The following is a 16,637-nucleotide window of genomic DNA, read 5'->3' on the forward strand; positions in this document are numbered from 1 at the left end:
CTCAATTTTTAATAATAAGTGTAAGACAGTTAACTACTATCGCAGTCCAAAGATGCGATAACAACCCATGAACAGTCCTAAAGCCCAGCACTATCTGCTGGTTTTGCGACTGCGCGACCGGTTTCTTATTCATATCATCGTAAAACACGTAGCCGAACAGAGTATGACAGTCCGGAGAAACCACGAGAAAACTCTTGCCTGGCAAGAGCGCCCTTGTTCAGTTTTCTGACGGCCGACCGGCCCTGGAATCCTGAGAAGCGCCGAGATGGGGTGAACATCGGCTGGTTTGCATGAGAGAGATGCAGGTTGCGGAGTGCTGACGCGCGACAGAACGACGCGACGAAACAAGCGAAAAACGTTGGTTCATTATCTGGTATCACCTCCACACCGCCCTGCGACAGGGTCGGCGACAAGCCAAAGCTATACATACCGGGCAACAAGCGCTATGCCGTTGCGAGATTCTGTAAATACAGACTGCTTAACCCGGCTGGAAGTGGCACCACAGGGCCATGCCCCGTGCGCTTTTTTAATGAGCCGCGCGCGGCGTTTTATACCGAGAAGCGGGGTAAAAAGCAAAATAAAAATGTGCCCGTTTGCGCGGTTGTCAGGAAATTTTGCCAGGCGAGTTTTTCGATAAATGCGACCGCCATCAAAAAAGGCTGGAAATAGGCTCAAGATTTGACCTAAAATGGCCGTCCAGAAGTTAATCCGTCTATACTGATTAACACTCAGACTGCTCGTGTCGCTACCTGCGCGGCTTTGCGCTGATTATCCACCAAAGCCACATTACACAACAGTATGAGCTATCCGAATCGTCCACAGGTGAAATAAAATATGGCAAAACACCTTTTTACGTCTGAGTCCGTATCAGAAGGGCATCCTGACAAAATTGCTGACCAAATCTCCGATGCCGTGCTGGATGCGATCCTCGAGCAGGATCCGAAAGCGCGTGTCGCATGTGAAACCTATGTCAAAACTGGCATGGTGCTGGTAGGCGGCGAAATCACCACCAGCGCATGGGTTGACATCGAAGAGATCACCCGCAACACCGTCCGCGAAATTGGCTACGTGCATTCCGATATGGGCTTTGACGCCAACTCGTGTGCCGTACTGAGCGCCATTGGTAAACAGTCTCCGGACATCAACCAGGGCGTTGACCGTGCCGATCCGCTGGAACAGGGCGCAGGCGACCAGGGGCTGATGTTTGGCTACGCCACCAACGAAACCGACGTGCTGATGCCGGCGCCGGTGACCTACGCTCACCGTCTGGTGCAGCGCCAGGCTGAAGTACGTAAAAACGGCACCCTGCCGTGGCTGCGTCCGGATGCGAAAAGCCAGGTGACCTTCCAGTATGACGACGGCAAAATCGTCGGCATCGACGCGGTGGTGCTGTCCACGCAGCACGCCGAAGATATCGACCAGAAATCGCTGCAGGAAGCGGTGATGGAAGAGATCATCAAACCGATTCTGCCGACCGAATGGCTGAGCGCGTCCACCAAATTCTTCATCAACCCGACCGGCCGTTTCGTTATCGGCGGCCCGATGGGCGATTGCGGTCTGACCGGTCGTAAGATCATCGTCGATACCTACGGCGGCATGGCTCGTCACGGCGGCGGCGCGTTCTCCGGTAAGGATCCGTCTAAAGTTGACCGTTCTGCAGCCTATGCGGCTCGCTATGTAGCGAAAAACATCGTTGCCGCAGGCCTGGCTGACCGTTGCGAAATTCAGGTTTCCTACGCCATCGGCGTTGCAGAGCCGACGTCCATCATGGTGGAAACCTTTGGTACTGAAAAAGTGCCTTCTGAACAGCTGACCCTGCTGGTGCGCGAGTTCTTCGACCTGCGTCCGTACGGCCTGATTCAGATGCTGGATCTGCTGCACCCGATCTACAAAGAAACCGCTGCCTACGGTCACTTTGGTCGCGAACATTTCCCTTGGGAAAAAACCGACAAAGCGGCCCTGCTGCGCGAAGCGGCCGGTCTGAAATAATCTCTCCGCTTCCTCTCTTTAAGGCCAGCCTCGCGCTGGCCTTTTTATTCCCTGACCTTCCCTGCCGTACCTTGCTTCAACGTAGCGCAACATCTCAATGAAAGCGATTACATTATGGTAATGGTCGATTGCTGCCTGCGTGCGTCATCTCATCGGCGTATTTTTCACAATGTTACATATTGTTTCGGTTAACTCTGATTACCGTTTTTCAAATTGTCGACTATCCTTGTTTATATTGCTGATTTAAAAAGCATTTAATGCATTACGTTTCTTTACCTTTGTGGAAACGATTACACAGCCGTGATTATAATCACGTTTTTTTACCGACGAGTGTCCTACGCTAACCATCGACAGAATCAATAACTCAACTGGAGGGCGTTATGCCTGACAACAAAAAACAAGGGCGTTCAAACAAGACCATGACGTTCTTCGTCTGTTTCCTCGCCGCGCTGGCTGGCCTGCTGTTTGGCCTTGATATCGGTGTTATTGCGGGTGCCTTACCCTTTATTGCCAATGAGTTCCAGATTTCCGCCCACACTCAGGAGTGGGTGGTCAGCTCCATGATGTTCGGCGCCGCCGTCGGTGCGGTCGGCAGCGGCTGGCTCTCCTTCAAACTGGGCCGTAAAAAGAGCCTGATGATCGGCGCCATCCTCTTTGTCGCCGGCTCTCTGTTCTCCGCCGCCGCGCCAAACGTCGAGATCCTGCTGGTTTCCCGCGTGCTGCTGGGCCTGGCGGTAGGCGTCGCCTCATACACCGCGCCGCTGTATCTATCGGAAATCGCTCCGGAGAAAATTCGCGGCAGTATGATTTCCATGTACCAGCTGATGATCACCATCGGGATCCTTGGCGCTTACCTCTCCGACACCGCCTTTAGCTACAGCGGCGCATGGCGCTGGATGCTCGGCGTGATCATTATTCCGGCGGTATTGCTGCTGATCGGCGTTATCTTCCTGCCGGACAGCCCGCGCTGGTTCGCCGCCAAACGCCGCTTTGTCGATGCCGAGCGCGTGCTGCTGCGCCTGCGCGATACCAGCGCCGAAGCGAAACGCGAGCTCGACGAAATCCGCGAAAGCCTGAAGGTAAAACAGTCCGGCTGGTCGCTGTTTAAAGACAACAGCAACTTCCGCCGCGCGGTGTTCCTCGGCATTCTGCTGCAGGTAATGCAGCAGTTCACCGGGATGAACGTCATCATGTACTACGCGCCGAAGATCTTTGAGCTGGCAGGCTACGCCAACACCACCGAACAGATGTGGGGGACGGTCATTGTCGGTCTGACTAACGTGCTGGCCACCTTTATCGCCATCGGTCTGGTCGACCGCTGGGGCCGTAAACCGACGCTGATCCTTGGCTTTATCGTCATGGCAGCGGGAATGGGCGTCCTGGGCAGCATGATGCACATCGGTATTCACTCCTCAACCGCCCAGTACATCGCCGTCCTGATGCTGCTGATGTTTATCGTCGGTTTCGCCATGAGCGCCGGCCCGCTGATTTGGGTACTGTGTTCCGAAATCCAGCCGCTGAAAGGCCGCGACTTCGGTATCACCTGCTCAACGGCGACCAACTGGATTGCCAACATGATTGTCGGCGCCACCTTCCTGACCATGCTCAATTCGCTGGGCAGCGCCAACACCTTCTGGGTCTACGGCGGTCTGAACGTGCTGTTTATTCTGCTGACGCTGTGGCTGATCCCGGAAACCAAAAACGTCTCGCTGGAACATATCGAACGCAACCTGATGCAGGGTCGTCCGCTGCGCGAGATCGGCGCCCGCGATTAATCCGTCTGAGCTTCCTCCCCTTTCGGGAGGAAGCTTCCGCTTGCTCTCCCCCCTCCGCCGCACTATCCTCTGGCGCTATGAAAACACCCCGTATTCCCATCGCTATTCAGCAGGCCGTGATGCGCAGCCTGCGGGAGCATCTCGCCAAAGCGAACCTCAAGCTGGAACGCCGCTACGCGGAGCCGACGTTGGTCTACCAGCAGCGCGGTACCTCCGCCGGCACCGCCTGGCTGGAGAAAAACGAAATTCGTTTAAATCCGGTGCTGCTGCTGGAAAATCAGCAGGCGTTTATCGATGAAGTGGTGCCCCATGAGCTGGCGCACCTGCTGGTGTGGCAACACTTTGGCCGGGTAGCCCCGCACGGTAAAGAGTGGAAATGGATGATGGAGGGCGTGCTGGGCGTTCCCGCACGTCGCACCCATCGCTTTGAACTCGATTCGGTCCGCCAGAATACCTTCCCCTACCGCTGCCGCTGCCAGCAGCATCAGCTCACCGTCCGTCGCCATAACCGGGTGGTGCGCGGCGAAGCCACTTACCGCTGCGTGCGCTGCGGCGATCTGCTGGTGGCTGAAGAATAACCATTGGAATTAATTAGAAACTTTCTGATCTGACTGATTGCATCCGGCACCCTCATTCGCTACGTTGCGGGCTCGTTTTGACACGGAGTGAACGATGTCCCGTATGCATGTTTTAGCCGTTGCAGTATTGAGCACGGCAGTGAGTGGCCCGCTTGCGGCCGCAGAAATTACCAGTTTTTCCCAGGCCAAGGCCGCTGGCGTCAAAGTAAACGCCGACGTTCCCGGCGACTTTTACTGCGGCTGTAAAATTGCCTGGCAGGGTAAAAAAGGCGTTATCGATCTGGAATCTTGTGGCTATAAAGTGCGTAAAAATGAGAACCGCGCCAGCCGGGTTGAATGGGAACACGTGGTGCCGGCGTGGCAGTTCGGCCATCAGCGCCAGTGCTGGCAGGAGGGTGGTCGTAAAAACTGCGCCAAAGATCCGGAGTACCGCAAGATGGAAAGCGACATGCACAACCTGCAGCCGGCGGTGGGAGAAGTGAATGGCGATCGCGGCAACTTTATGTACAGCCAGTGGAACGGCGGTGAAGGCCAGTACGGCCAGTGCACCATGAAGGTCGATTTTAAAGATAAAATCGCTGAGCCCCCTGCCCGCGCCCGCGGCGCCATCGCCCGCACCTACTTCTATATGCGCGACCGCTACCAGTTAAATCTTTCCCGCCAGCAAACTCAGCTGTTTACCGCCTGGAACAAACAGTATCCGGTCACCGCCTGGGAATGTGAACGCGATGAGCGCATCGCGAAAGTGCAGGGCAACCATAATCCTTATGTCCAGCAGGCTTGCCAGGCGCAAAAGAGCTAACCTACACTAGCGGCAATTGTTAATTTGCAGCCCTGTGCTTCCCGCCTAATGGCGGGAAGTTGGCATCTGCGCAAAGAACGGAATATCAAGCATGCGCATTCCTCGCATCCATCATCCAGAACGCCTCATTGTCGGCAGCCTGATCGCGCTGAGCGATGACGCGGCCAACCACGTCGGGCGCGTTCTGCGCATGACCGCCGGTCAGCACCTTCAGCTATTCGACGGCAGTAACCAGGTGTTTGACGCCGTCATCACCGAGGCCGGTAAGAAAAGCGTCACGGTTGAAGTCCTCAGTGGCGAACCCGACGATCGGGAATCGCCGCTGCATATCCATTTAGGCCAGGTGATGTCCCGCGGCGAAAAAATGGAATTCACCATCCAGAAATCGATCGAACTCGGGGTAAGCCTCATAACGCCACTGTTTTCCGAGCGCTGCGGCGTTAAACTGGACGCCGAACGTTTGCAGAAAAAGATCCAGCAGTGGCAGAAAATCGCTATTGCCGCCTGCGAACAGAGCGGTCGTAACGTGGTACCGGAAATTCGTCCGGCGATGCAGCTGGAGGAGTGGTGCGCCGAGCAGGACAGCGGGCTGAAGCTCAACCTGCACCCGCGCGCCAGCGCCAGCATTAACACGCTGCCGCTGCCGGTTGAACGAGTCCGTCTGCTGATTGGCCCGGAAGGCGGGCTGTCGGCTGAAGAGATAGCAATGACCGCGAAATACCAGTTTACTGATATCCTGTTGGGACCGCGCGTTCTGCGTACAGAGACTACTGCGCTCACCGCCATTACTGCCCTGCAGGTGCGTTTTGGCGACTTAGGTTGAGGCGTTAACGGAGAAGAACCATGATCAAGCTCGGCATCGTGATGGATCCCATCGCAACCATCAACATCAAGAAAGACACCAGCTTCGCTATGTTGCTGGAGGCGCAGCGTCGCGGCTATGAACTCCATTACATGGAGATGAACGACCTTTATTTGATCAACGGCGAGGCCCGCGCCCGGACGCGCACACTGAGCGTCGAACAGAACTACGACAAATGGTATGACTTTACCGGCGAGCAGGATCTGCCGCTGGCGGATCTTGACGTCATTCTGATGCGTAAGGATCCACCGTTCGATACCGAATTTATTTATGCGACCTATATTCTGGAACGAGCGGAAGAGAAAGGCACGCTTATCGTCAACAAGCCGCAGAGCCTGCGCGACTGTAACGAGAAGCTGTTCACCGCCTGGTTCTCCGAACTGACCCCGGAAACGCTGGTCACCCGCAATAAAGCCCAGCTGAAAGCCTTCTGGGAAAAGCACGGCGATATCATCATGAAGCCGCTCGACGGCATGGGCGGCGCCTCTATTTTCCGCGTCAAAGCCGGCGATCCGAACCTCGGCGTGATCGCCGAGACGCTGACCGAGCTGGGCAGCCGCTACTGCATGGCGCAGAACTATCTGCCGGCCATTAAAGATGGCGACAAGCGCGTGCTGGTGGTGGATGGCGAGCCGGTACCTTACTGCCTGGCGCGCATTCCGCAGGGCGGCGAGACTCGTGGCAATCTGGCCGCCGGCGGCCGCGGCGAAGCCCGCCCGCTAACCGAAAGCGACTGGGATATCGCCCGCCGCGTCGGCCCGACGCTGAAGGCTAAAGGCCTGATTTTCGTTGGCCTGGATATCATTGGCGACCGTCTGACGGAAATTAACGTCACCAGCCCCACCTGCGTCCGTGAGATCGAGGCCGCCTTCCCGGATATTTCGATCACCGGCATGCTGATGGACGCTATCGAAAGACGTCTCGCCCGATAAGCACTACAGCGGACGAACGTCCGCTCAGGGCACAGCGAGCGCGGATCGCCGCGCTGGCGAAACCCTTCCAGCCAGGCGCCGCTCGGGCGCCTGCCAGATAAAGTGCATCGACACCATTCTACTTTGCCCGCATACTGGGTGTTGCTTTTTGAACCAGGAACAGAACCTCTGACAATGAATTTACAGCATCACTTTCTGATTGCCATGCCTGCGCTTCAGGACCCCATTTTCCGCCGCTCCGTGGTCTATATCTGCGAGTATAACGACGAGGGTGCCATGGGCATTATTATCAATAAGCCGCTGGAAAATCTGCAGGTGGAAGGGATCCTTGAGAAGCTCAAAATTGTCCCGGAGCCGCGTAATCCGGAGATCCGCCTGGATAAACCGGTGATGCTGGGCGGCCCGCTGGCGGAAGACCGCGGCTTTATTTTACATACCCCGCCCTCTGACTTTTCCTCAAGCATCCGTATCTCGGATAACACGGTGATCACCACCTCGCGGGATGTCCTCGAAACCTTAGGCACCGACCGGCAACCGGGCAACGTGCTGGTTGCCCTGGGCTACTCTTCGTGGGAGAAAGGGCAGCTGGAGCAGGAGATTCTAGATAATGCCTGGCTTACCGCCCCGGCTGACCAGAACATTCTCTTCCGTACGCCCATCGCCGATCGCTGGCGCGAGGCGGCTAAACTGATTGGCATCGACATCGTGACGATGCCAGGCGTCGCGGGGCATGCATAATGAGCGGTACCTTTCTCGGCTTTGATTTCGGGACCAAAAGCATCGGTGTGGCGGTAGGGCAACGGATCACCGCAACCGCCCGGCCACTGCCGGCGCTGAAGGCGCAGGACGGTAAACCGGACTGGAATATCATCGAAAAATTGCTTAAGGAGTGGCAGCCGGAGGCGGTAATCGTCGGCCTGCCGCTGAATATGGACGGCACTGAGCAACCGCTGACCGCGCGCGCGCGTAATTTCGCCAATAAAATTCATGGCCGCTTTGGCGTCGCGATCCTTCTCCACGATGAACGTCTGAGTACGGTTGAGGCCCGGGCGGGCCTGTTCGAACATGGCGGCTATCGGGCGCTGAATAAAGGCAGCGTCGATTCGGCCTCTGCGGTGGTCATTCTGGAAAGCTACTTCGAGCAGAGCTTTTAAGCCCTGCTCTTCTGCGCCGCCGGCGAACCGCAGACGGCGCAGCTCCCCCGCCTAGTGGCGCAGATGTTCGTTAGCCCAGCTCACCGCCTGGGTGCGATTCTTAACGCTCAGCTTACGGAACACGTTATACAGGTGCGTCCGCACCGTGTTCTCACTGATAAACAGCGCGCGGGCAATATCGAGGTTGGTCGCGCCGCAGCGCAGTTCGTTGAGGATCTCGCATTCTCGTTCGGTCAGCGGCGAGTTCTCAACGGGTGCCGATGCATGGTCCGCAGCGTACATCGCCGGGTGCATCACGCTCAATTCAGCCGTCTGTTCGCCGTTCAGCACGGCCTTGACGCCCTCAATTAAGCGCGATTCATCATCGTCATGGCGGAACACGCCATATAAAGCCGGCCACTGCGCCATTTCGTATAACTCATACTTTTGTGCGCTATTAATAATCAACAAACGAGGATTATCTGCCTGCAAGCGAATAATATCCCGCCACACCCCGTTTAATTTCTTATTTGACACTGCAATATCAAATAATATTACAGAATCTTTTGCCAGACGCTGCGCCAGCGGTTTATTAATATTTTGTAAAACCACCGGTGCCATCAGGGTTTCGCTCAGATAGCTGGCAAAGGCTTTGCTTTGAATAGACGGGTGGGTAATAAAGGTTACCTGACGAGAAGATGATGAATTTCCATTTAAATTAATCACTTAAAACTCTCCTTAGCAGCTATCCACCGTCATGGTGGTTAAATGAATAAAAAAATATACAATCAGCCGTGAATTTATAAATAGCATTGGCAATTTACAAATTGAAACGTTATTCCATGAGAATCATCCTATTCCCGTAAACAGCATAAATCGAATGACTCAAAGCTGTCAAAAGGTAATCAAACTTTTTTCCTGGAAATGCGTATTCACTGCCGACATATCTCAACTGAATATCTTATTTGAATTTATTCACAAAGATTATTTGTATTATCAAATAATATCCAGAAACAGCTTTTAAACATTTAGTTAACACACCATTTCAACCACCCAACTCGCTTCACACTCCCCTTACAGCTCGCCTGCGGCCACACGTTGCTGAAAACTCTGGGTAAATGTCAACATTCCGGCCTGCATCCCGGTCTGCATTACACCGGGCAGCTGGTGCACTTTTCCTTCGCGGATCAAATTCGCTACCGCCGGCGTATTAACCAGAAGCTCGTATAGCGCAACTCTGCCGCCCTGACGTGCGGGTAATAATTTTTGCGCCAGCACCGCGCACAAGCTTCCGGCCAGCTGGCTACGAACCTGATCTTTCTCCTCTGCCGGAAAGACATCGATCAATCTCTCCACCGCCGGCGCCGCGCCGCGGGTGTGTAATGTCGCCATCACCAGATGCCCGGTCTCCGCCGCAGTTAACGCCAGACGAATGGTTTCGCTGTCGCGTAGCTCGCCGAGCAGGATCACATCCGGATCCTGACGCAGCGCCACGCGAAGCGCTGCGGAGAACGAAGGACAGTGCCGGCCAATCTCCCGCTGCTGAATCAGGCATCGCTCGCTGTGATGAATAAACTCCACCGGATCCTCCAGCGTCAGAATATGGCCATCAAAATGCTGGTTGAGATGGCCGACCATCGCCGCCAGGGTGGTCGACTTGCCGCTGCCCGTCGCCCCGGTGACCAGCAGCAAGCCACTCTCTTCCGCCAGTAGCTCGCTTAGCGCAGGCGGCGCGCCCAGCGCCTCCAGGCGCGGACACTGGCTGGGCAGCAGGCGCAGCACCAGCGATATTCCGCGCGTATGGGCGAAAGCGCTGGCGCGTAACCGTGAACCACAGGCCAGAGTCAGCGCAAAGTCTATCTGGCCGTGCTCCTGCCAGTGCTGTAACTGTGCGGCATCGAGCCAGTCGTTGAGTAAATCCGCAATATCCGGTGCGGGAAAGGGCGCGGGCTCCAGCTTACCCTGCCGCCGCCAGCGCGGTGCGGCGGAATTGCACAGGTGTAGATCGGAGACATTATGCTTTACACTAAGGGCTACGATTTCTTCCAGCTTCATAACTCATCCTCGGAATATGAACGATATTGCGCATAACCTGGCACAGGTCCGGGACAAAATCTCCGGTGCCGCCGCCCGTTGCGGGCGTGCGCCAGAAGAAGTGACATTGCTTGCAGTGAGTAAAACGAAACCTGCGAGCGCGATCGAAGAAGCCATCGCGGCAGGCCAGCGGGCATTTGGTGAAAACTACGTCCAGGAGGGCGTGGAGAAGATTAACCATTTCCAGCAGGCAGGCGTCAGCGGATTGCAGTGGCACTTTATTGGTCCCTTGCAGTCCAACAAAAGCCGGCTGGTGGCCGAACATTTTGACTGGTGCCACACCGTCGATCGGTTGAAAATCGCCACCCGCCTGAACGAGCAGCGCCCGGCGCATTTGCCGCCGCTGAAGGTGCTGATTCAAATCAACATCAGCGATGAGCAGAGTAAATCCGGCATCCCGCTGGAAGCGCTCGATGCCTTAGCCGCGGAGATCGCTGAGTTACCTCATCTGGAGCTGCGCGGCCTGATGGCGATCCCCGCGCCTGAGTCAGAATATGTAAGGCAGTTTGCCGTCGCCCAGCAAATGGCGGTAGCATTTGCGCGGTTAAAAACGCGGTACCCCACGGTCGATACGTTGTCTCTGGGAATGTCGGACGATATGGAAGCCGCTATCGCGGCGGGAAGCACGATGGTGCGCATCGGCACGGCCATTTTTGGTGCGCGCGACTACAGCAAATAATAAGGAATCTGAGGAACGCCATGAAGACGTTGACTTTCCTGCTTTCAACGGTCATTGAGCTTTACACAATGGTCGTGTTGTTACGCGTCTGGATGCAGTGGGCGCGCTGCGACTTTTACAACCCGTTTTCGCAGTTTGTGGTAAAGGCCACCCAGCCGATTGTCGGGCCGCTGCGCCGGATCATCCCGGCAATGGGGCCGATTGACAGCGCCTCGCTGCTGGTGGCATTCATCCTCTGCGTCATCAAAGCGATCGTCCTGTTTATGGTGATCACCTTCCAGCCGATCATCTGGATCTCCGCCCTGCTTATTCTGCTGAAAACCATCGGCTCGCTGATCTTCTGGGTGCTGCTGCTGATGGCGATCATGAGCTGGGTCAGCCAGGGACGCAGCCCGGTGGAGTATGTGCTGATGCAGCTGGCGGACCCGCTGCTGCGTCCAATCCGCAACCTGCTGCCGTCGATGGGCGGTATCGATTTCTCGCCGATGGTGCTGGTGCTGCTGCTGTACGTGATCAATATGGGGGTCGCCGAGGTGCTGCAGGCTACCGGTAACGTACTGCTGCCGGGGCTGTGGATGGCGCTATGAGTGCCGTTGAACGCTGCGCTGACGGGCTGGTGCTGAGGCTGTATATTCAGCCGAAGGCCAGCCGCGACAGCATCGTGGGCGTACATGGCGACGAGCTCAAAGTCGCCATTACCGCCCCGCCCGTTGATGGCCAGGCCAATGCCCATCTGGTGAAATTTCTCGCCAAACAGTTCCGCGTCGCCAAAAGCCAGGTACTGATTGAAAAAGGCGAGCTGGGCCGCCATAAGCAAGTTAAAATCATCGCCCCACAACAGATCCCGACTGCGGTCGCGGCGCTAACTGAATAAACAGGATTCATCATGCAAAAAGTCGTCCTCGCTACCGGCAACGCCGGTAAAGTGCGCGAACTGGCCTCGCTGCTGGAAGATTTTGGTCTCGATATCGTCGCTCAGACCGAGCTCGGCGTCGAGTCTGCGGAAGAGACCGGTCTGACCTTCATTGAAAACGCGATTCTGAAAGCGCGTCATGCGGCGCAGATCACCGGCCTGCCGGCTATCGCCGACGATTCCGGTCTGGCCGTCGATGCCCTTGGCGGCGCGCCGGGCATCTACTCCGCCCGCTATGCCGGCGTCGACGCCAGCGACCAGCAGAATCTTGAGAAACTGCTCGACGCCCTGCAGGACGTGCCGGACGACCAGCGCCAGGCGCAGTTCCACTGCGTACTGGTCTATCTACGCCATGCCGAAGATCCCACGCCGCTGGTGTGCCACGGCAGCTGGCCTGGGGTGATCGCCCGGGAAGCCGCAGGTCATGGCGGCTTCGGCTACGACCCGATTTTCTTCGTCCCGTCAGAGGGAAAAACCGCGGCCGAACTGAGCCGTGAAGAAAAGAGCGCCATTTCCCATCGCGGGCAGGCGCTTAAACTGTTACTGGATGCATTACGTAATGGCTAATTTGCCACCGCTGAGTCTCTATATTCATATTCCCTGGTGCGTGCAGAAATGCCCGTACTGCGACTTTAATTCGCATGCACTGAAAGGCGAGGTGCCGCACGATGACTACGTCCAGCATCTGCTGAACGATCTGCGGGCCGATGCGCAGTATGCCCAGGGACGGGAAATAGGCACCATTTTTATCGGCGGCGGTACGCCGAGCCTGCTGTCAGGCCCGGCCATGCAAACCCTGCTCGATGGCGTCCGCGCCTGCCTGCCGCTGGCCGCCGGGGCGGAAATCACCATGGAAGCCAACCCGGGCACCGTGGAGGCCAATCGCTTCGTTGATTACCAGCGCGCCGGGGTGAATCGCATCTCTATCGGCGTACAAAGCTTTAGCGAACCAAAGCTGCAGCGGCTGGGGCGGATCCACGGCCCGGAAGAGGCCAAACGCGCGGCACGCCTCGCCAGCAGCCTGGGCCTGCGCAGTTTCAATCTCGACCTGATGCACGGTTTGCCGGACCAGTCGCTGGAGGAGGCGCTGGACGACCTGCGTCAGGCCATTGCTCTCAACCCGCCGCATCTCTCGTGGTACCAGCTGACCATTGAGCCGAACACCTTGTTCGGTTCCCGGCCGCCGGTGCTGCCGGATGACGACGCGCTATGGGATATTTTTGAGCAGGGACATCAGCTGCTGAGCGCCGCCGGCTACCAGCAGTACGAGACTTCCGCTTACGCCAAACCGGGCTATCAGTGTCAGCACAATCTCAACTACTGGCGCTTTGGCGACTATCTCGGCATCGGCTGCGGCGCGCACGGCAAGATAACCTTCCCTGACGGGCGCATCCTGCGTACCGCCAAAACCCGCCACCCGCGCGGCTATATGGAAGGCCGCTACCTCGAACGCCAGCATGATGTGGAAGAGGCGGATAAACCGTTTGAGTTCTTTATGAACCGTTTTCGCCTGCTGGAGGCCGCGCCGCGCGCGGAATTCCGCCGTTATACCGGTCTTGATGAAGCGGCGATCCGTCCGCAGCTGGACGCGGCGATAGCCCACGGCTATCTGCAGGAAGACGAGCAGAACTGGCAGATTACCGAGCATGGAAAGCTGTTTTTAAATTCTCTTCTCGAACTATTCCTCAGCGAATAAATATCGTTATCCCATTCCCGGCAGCAATATGGCGGGAATGGGAATCACTCGATTCCTCCGCCATATATACCTCATTACATCCGTTCCATTGTTATTAAATATTCCACTCTCAAATTAATTTGCATTAATTAATACAAACCAAATATCAATCCTTCAATAAGATCGGTTATTTCATTACCTCATTGCCAGAAAGTGTGAGTCAGGCAGCTTAAAGATGTACGACAACAAAGATAATATGTCATACAGAAATAAAGCATGATGCTTAAGATATTGACCCATTACCCCAAGTGCATGGAGCCAACTCATGAAAAAATATCCTTTTTCTCGTTCTCTGGTAGGTATAGCTTTACTGGCCCTACTCTCTGCAGGTGCCGTCGCGGCTGAAAAAATAACATTAAAACTGGCGCATAACCTTGAGCGCAGCCATGTGGTGCATCAGGCGTTTGAGGAGATGTCCAAAGAGGTAAACCAGCTTTCTGACGGTAAGATGAAGATTCGCATTTACCTCAGTAGTCAGATGGGCAGCGCGCGCGAGACCATGGAGTTATTACAAAATGGCGCGCTGGATATGACCAAAGGTTCCGCCAGCGATCTGGAATCTTTCGATAATATTTACGCCATATATAATTTACCATTCTTGTTTAACGACCAGAATCACTTCAATAACGTGGTCTTCGGCGAGGTGGGCAAAGAAATAATGAACTCGACGAAAGAGAAAGGATTTTTTGCCCTTTCCGCTTATGTCGCCGGGACGAGAAGTTTTTATGCAAAAAAGCCCATCACCAGGCCGGAAGATTTAAAAGGACTGAAGATCCGCGTTCAGGCCAGTCCGACAACGTTAAAAATGGTCGAATTAATGGGCGGTTCCCCAACCCCCATCTCCTTTGGTGAAGTTTATACCGCCATGCAGCAGGGGGTGGTGGACGGCGCGGAGAATAACGTTCCCTCCTGGGTGCAGACGCGCCATATCGAAATCGCGAAAGTATTCTCTGAAGATGAGCATGCCTCCATCCCTGATTTCCTCGTTATCTCCAGTAAAACCTGGGACAAGCTGACGCCGGATCAGCAACAAATCCTGATCAAAGCGGCGAAAGCGTCAGAGGTTTTTCAGCAACAGCTGTGGCGGAAAATCGACGCCGATACCCGCGCGCAGGCCAAAGCCATGGGGGGCGAAATTATCAAAGTGGATAAAGCGCCGTTCCGCGCCGCCGTGCAGCCGCTATTCGATGACTTTAAAAAAGATCCTGTACAGGCCGCCCTGCTGGCCAAATTTGAAGCTGCCGCAGAATAACCTTTAACGGGCCAGCCGCTGGCCCGTCTTCATCAGGAAATCAACGATGATACTTAACCGCATCAAGCTGGCGGTGGACCGCACCATCGCCGCCTTCTCTGTCGCTGTAATGATTGCGCTGGTTGTCTGCGTCGTCTGGCAGGTATTCAGCCGCTACGTGCTTAACCAGCCAAGCACCCTGACCGATGAGCTGGCGCGCTTCTTAATGATCTGGGTCGGGCTACTGGGCGCGGCCTACACCGTCGGCGCCCAGCGTCACCTGGCGATTGATTTACTCACCATGACGCTCTCTCCCCGCAGGCAGGCGCTGTTCAGCGTCATTATTAACCTGCTGATCCTACTGTTTGCCGGCGCAGTGATTGTGACCGGCGGCGTAAAACTGATTGCAAAAACGCTGTCGACCGCCCAGGTCTCAGCCGCGATGCAGATCCCCATGGGCTACGTGTATCTGATCCTGCCGCTCACCGGCATCATGATGATGTTTTACGCATTGTGTTTTATCAGTAACGGCCTGAAAACCATGAAACATGCAGAAGAAGGAGCAACTCATGGATAGCGCTATTGCACTGACGCTATTTGGCGTTTTCTTTATTCTGGTTTTTATCGGCGTTCCCATCTCCTTCGCCATCGGTATCGCTACCGTTGGCTCGATGCTGCTGATGTTTCCCTGGGATATCGCGGTGATAACCGTGTCTCAACGCCTGGCGAACGGGCTTGATAACTTCGCGCTGCTGGCCATCCCCTTTTTTATCTTTGCCGGAACCCTGATGAACAGCGGCGGGATTGCAATACGCTTAATCAATCTGGCGCAGGTGATGGTTGGGCGAGTGCCCGGATCGCTGGGGCACGTTAACGTGCTGGCCAATATGATGTTCGGCTCGATTTCCGGTTCAGCCGTCGCGGCCGCCGCGGCGGTAGGCGGGACGCTGAATCCCATTCAGAGGCAAAAAGGCTACGATCCGACCTTTTCCACAGCGGTAAACGTCTCATCCTGCATCACGGGTCTGCTTATTCCGCCGTCAAACGTGCTGATCGTCTTTTCCCTGACAGCCGGCGGCGTCTCGGTCGCCTCGCTGTTTATGGCCGGTTATCTGCCGGGCATTCTGATGGGTCTGTCCATCATGCTGGTCTGCGGCTGCATCGCTAAACGCCGCGGCTATCCGGTTTCCGAACGGCCGACCTGTGCCCAGGCGGCCAAGGCCTTTTTCGACGCCCTACCCAGCCTGCTGCTGGTCATTATTGTGATGGGCGGGATCCTCGGCGGTATTTTCACCGCCACTGAGGCGTCCGCCATCGCCGTGGTCTACACCTTTATTCTCTCGGTGCTGATCTATCGTGAAGTCAAATGGCGCGATCTTCCGCAGCTGATTCTGGAGTCGGTGGTGATGACCTCTATCGTTCTGCTGCTGATCGGCTTTTCGGTCGGCATGTCGTGGGCGATGACCAATGCCGATATTCCCTACATGATAAGCGATGCGCTAATGGGGGTGTCGGAAAACCCAGTGGTGATCCTGCTGCTGATTAACATTGTGCTGCTAATCGTCGGCATTTTTATGGATATGACCCCAGCGGTGCTGATTTTCACGCCGATATTTCTGCCCATTGCTGAGGATTTGGGCATGAACCCGGTTCATTTCGGCATCATGATGGTCGCTAACCTGTGCATCGGCCTGCTGACCCCGCCGGTTGGCAGTGCGCTGTTTGTCGGCTGCTCCATTTCAGGGGTGAAAATTCAGCAGCTCATCAAACCGTTGCTGCCGTTCTACGCCGCCCTGCTGATCGCGCTGATGATGATTGTTTATATCCCGCCGATCTCGCTGTTTATTCCACAGCTGCTGGGGCTGATGTGATCGCCTGAGCGTCGTCGCTACCTGCGGGCGCAGGTAGCGAAAT

The 16,637-nt window shown here is 55.8% G+C and carries 20 protein-coding genes; 16 read left to right on the top strand and 4 right to left on the bottom strand.

Translation table 11 applies throughout. The features are described from left to right. Nucleotide 1: 1 nt before the first annotated feature. A complete protein-coding gene (gene yqgB / locus ACQUTI_RS17515; protein ID WP_002916578.1) occupies nucleotides 2-133 on the bottom strand; it encodes an acid stress response protein YqgB in 132 nt (43 codons plus the stop codon). An 84-nt stretch (nucleotides 134-217) separates the two neighbouring features. Further along, nucleotides 218-367: a hypothetical protein gene (locus ACQUTI_RS17520; protein WP_418268681.1), complete on the bottom strand. Its 150-nt coding sequence runs from the start codon at nucleotides 365-367 to the stop codon at nucleotides 218-220. A gap of 467 nt (nucleotides 368-834) precedes the next feature. On the opposite strand from ACQUTI_RS17520, the gene metK reads away from it, so the two are divergent. The 8 genes from metK to ruvX all read left to right on the top strand — a co-directional run bounded on the left by metK (nucleotide 835) and on the right by ruvX (nucleotide 8,092). Continuing rightward, nucleotides 835-1,989 carry a methionine adenosyltransferase gene (gene metK, locus ACQUTI_RS17525; RefSeq protein ID WP_004205170.1) on the top strand — a complete coding sequence of 385 codons (1,155 nt, stop codon included), beginning with the start codon at nucleotides 835-837 and terminating at the stop codon, nucleotides 1,987-1,989. Between the two features lie 380 nt (nucleotides 1,990-2,369). Continuing rightward, a complete protein-coding gene (locus tag ACQUTI_RS17530) occupies nucleotides 2,370-3,764 on the top strand; it encodes a sugar porter family MFS transporter (protein ID WP_004205171.1) in 1,395 nt (464 codons plus the stop codon). A gap of 77 nt (nucleotides 3,765-3,841) precedes the next feature. Then, nucleotides 3,842-4,342: a SprT family zinc-dependent metalloprotease gene (locus tag ACQUTI_RS17535; RefSeq protein WP_004205173.1), complete on the top strand. Its 501-nt coding sequence runs from the start codon at nucleotides 3,842-3,844 to the stop codon at nucleotides 4,340-4,342. Between the two features lie 94 nt (nucleotides 4,343-4,436). Next, nucleotides 4,437-5,144 (top strand): deoxyribonuclease I, encoded by a 708-nt coding sequence (endA, locus tag ACQUTI_RS17540; RefSeq protein WP_004205174.1) that lies wholly within the window; start codon nucleotides 4,437-4,439, stop codon nucleotides 5,142-5,144. Nucleotides 5,145-5,235: 91 nt separating this feature from the next. Then, entirely contained in the window at nucleotides 5,236-5,967 is a 732-nt protein-coding gene (gene rsmE, locus ACQUTI_RS17545; protein ID WP_004205175.1) for a 16S rRNA (uracil(1498)-N(3))-methyltransferase, read from the top strand. Between the two features lie 20 nt (nucleotides 5,968-5,987). Then, nucleotides 5,988-6,938 (top strand): glutathione synthase, encoded by a 951-nt coding sequence (gshB, locus tag ACQUTI_RS17550; protein WP_004205176.1) that lies wholly within the window; start codon nucleotides 5,988-5,990, stop codon nucleotides 6,936-6,938. A gap of 174 nt (nucleotides 6,939-7,112) precedes the next feature. Next, nucleotides 7,113-7,676 (top strand): YqgE/AlgH family protein, encoded by a 564-nt coding sequence (locus tag ACQUTI_RS17555; protein WP_002916603.1) that lies wholly within the window; start codon nucleotides 7,113-7,115, stop codon nucleotides 7,674-7,676. Beyond that, nucleotides 7,676-8,092 carry a Holliday junction resolvase RuvX gene (gene ruvX / locus ACQUTI_RS17560; RefSeq protein WP_004205178.1) on the top strand — a complete coding sequence of 139 codons (417 nt, stop codon included), beginning with the start codon at nucleotides 7,676-7,678 and terminating at the stop codon, nucleotides 8,090-8,092. Before ACQUTI_RS17555 ends, ruvX begins: the two co-directional genes overlap by 1 nt. Before the next feature lie 51 nt (nucleotides 8,093-8,143). Here ruvX and ACQUTI_RS17565 read toward each other — a convergent pair whose 3' ends face one another. Further along, entirely contained in the window at nucleotides 8,144-8,797 is a 654-nt protein-coding gene (locus ACQUTI_RS17565; RefSeq protein ID WP_004205179.1) for a LuxR family transcriptional regulator, read from the bottom strand. A gap of 348 nt (nucleotides 8,798-9,145) precedes the next feature. Next, complete coding sequence (locus ACQUTI_RS17570) at nucleotides 9,146-10,126, bottom strand: type IV pilus twitching motility protein PilT (RefSeq protein ID WP_101993845.1); 981 nt, start codon at nucleotides 10,124-10,126, stop codon at nucleotides 9,146-9,148. 16 nt (nucleotides 10,127-10,142) lie between these two features. Here ACQUTI_RS17570 and ACQUTI_RS17575 point away from each other — a divergent pair, with 16 nt between their 5' ends. From ACQUTI_RS17575 to ACQUTI_RS17610, 8 genes are all read left to right on the top strand, one after another. Beyond that, nucleotides 10,143-10,844, top strand: coding sequence for a YggS family pyridoxal phosphate-dependent enzyme (locus ACQUTI_RS17575; RefSeq protein ID WP_004205181.1), 702 nt, complete (start codon nucleotides 10,143-10,145; stop codon nucleotides 10,842-10,844). A 20-nt stretch (nucleotides 10,845-10,864) separates the two neighbouring features. Next, complete coding sequence (locus ACQUTI_RS17580; protein WP_004205182.1) at nucleotides 10,865-11,431, top strand: YggT family protein; 567 nt, start codon at nucleotides 10,865-10,867, stop codon at nucleotides 11,429-11,431. After that, nucleotides 11,428-11,718, top strand: a complete 291-nt coding sequence (gene yggU, locus ACQUTI_RS17585; protein WP_023319134.1) for a DUF167 family protein YggU — start codon at nucleotides 11,428-11,430, stop codon at nucleotides 11,716-11,718. Before ACQUTI_RS17580 ends, yggU begins: the two co-directional genes overlap by 4 nt. A gap of 12 nt (nucleotides 11,719-11,730) precedes the next feature. Then, nucleotides 11,731-12,324, top strand: a complete 594-nt coding sequence (locus ACQUTI_RS17590; protein WP_004205185.1) for an XTP/dITP diphosphatase — start codon at nucleotides 11,731-11,733, stop codon at nucleotides 12,322-12,324. Then, nucleotides 12,317-13,453 (top strand): radical SAM family heme chaperone HemW, encoded by a 1,137-nt coding sequence (hemW, locus tag ACQUTI_RS17595; protein ID WP_064183218.1) that lies wholly within the window; start codon nucleotides 12,317-12,319, stop codon nucleotides 13,451-13,453. Before ACQUTI_RS17590 ends, hemW begins: the two co-directional genes overlap by 8 nt. 304 nt (nucleotides 13,454-13,757) lie before the next feature. Further along, on the top strand, nucleotides 13,758-14,744 hold the full coding sequence (locus ACQUTI_RS17600; protein WP_428923333.1) for a TRAP transporter substrate-binding protein: 987 nt from the start codon (nucleotides 13,758-13,760) through the stop codon (nucleotides 14,742-14,744). 46 nt (nucleotides 14,745-14,790) lie between these two features. Further along, complete coding sequence (locus tag ACQUTI_RS17605; RefSeq protein WP_064150879.1) at nucleotides 14,791-15,300, top strand: TRAP transporter small permease; 510 nt, start codon at nucleotides 14,791-14,793, stop codon at nucleotides 15,298-15,300. After that, complete coding sequence (locus ACQUTI_RS17610) at nucleotides 15,293-16,594, top strand: TRAP transporter large permease (protein ID WP_048295591.1); 1,302 nt, start codon at nucleotides 15,293-15,295, stop codon at nucleotides 16,592-16,594. Before ACQUTI_RS17605 ends, ACQUTI_RS17610 begins: the two co-directional genes overlap by 8 nt. The last annotated feature ends 43 nt before the right edge of the window (nucleotides 16,595-16,637 follow it).

Source organism: Klebsiella sp. 7-CIP_Kleb., from assembly GCF_050378655.1.
Lineage (GTDB): Bacteria > Pseudomonadota > Gammaproteobacteria > Enterobacterales > Enterobacteriaceae > Klebsiella > Klebsiella quasipneumoniae.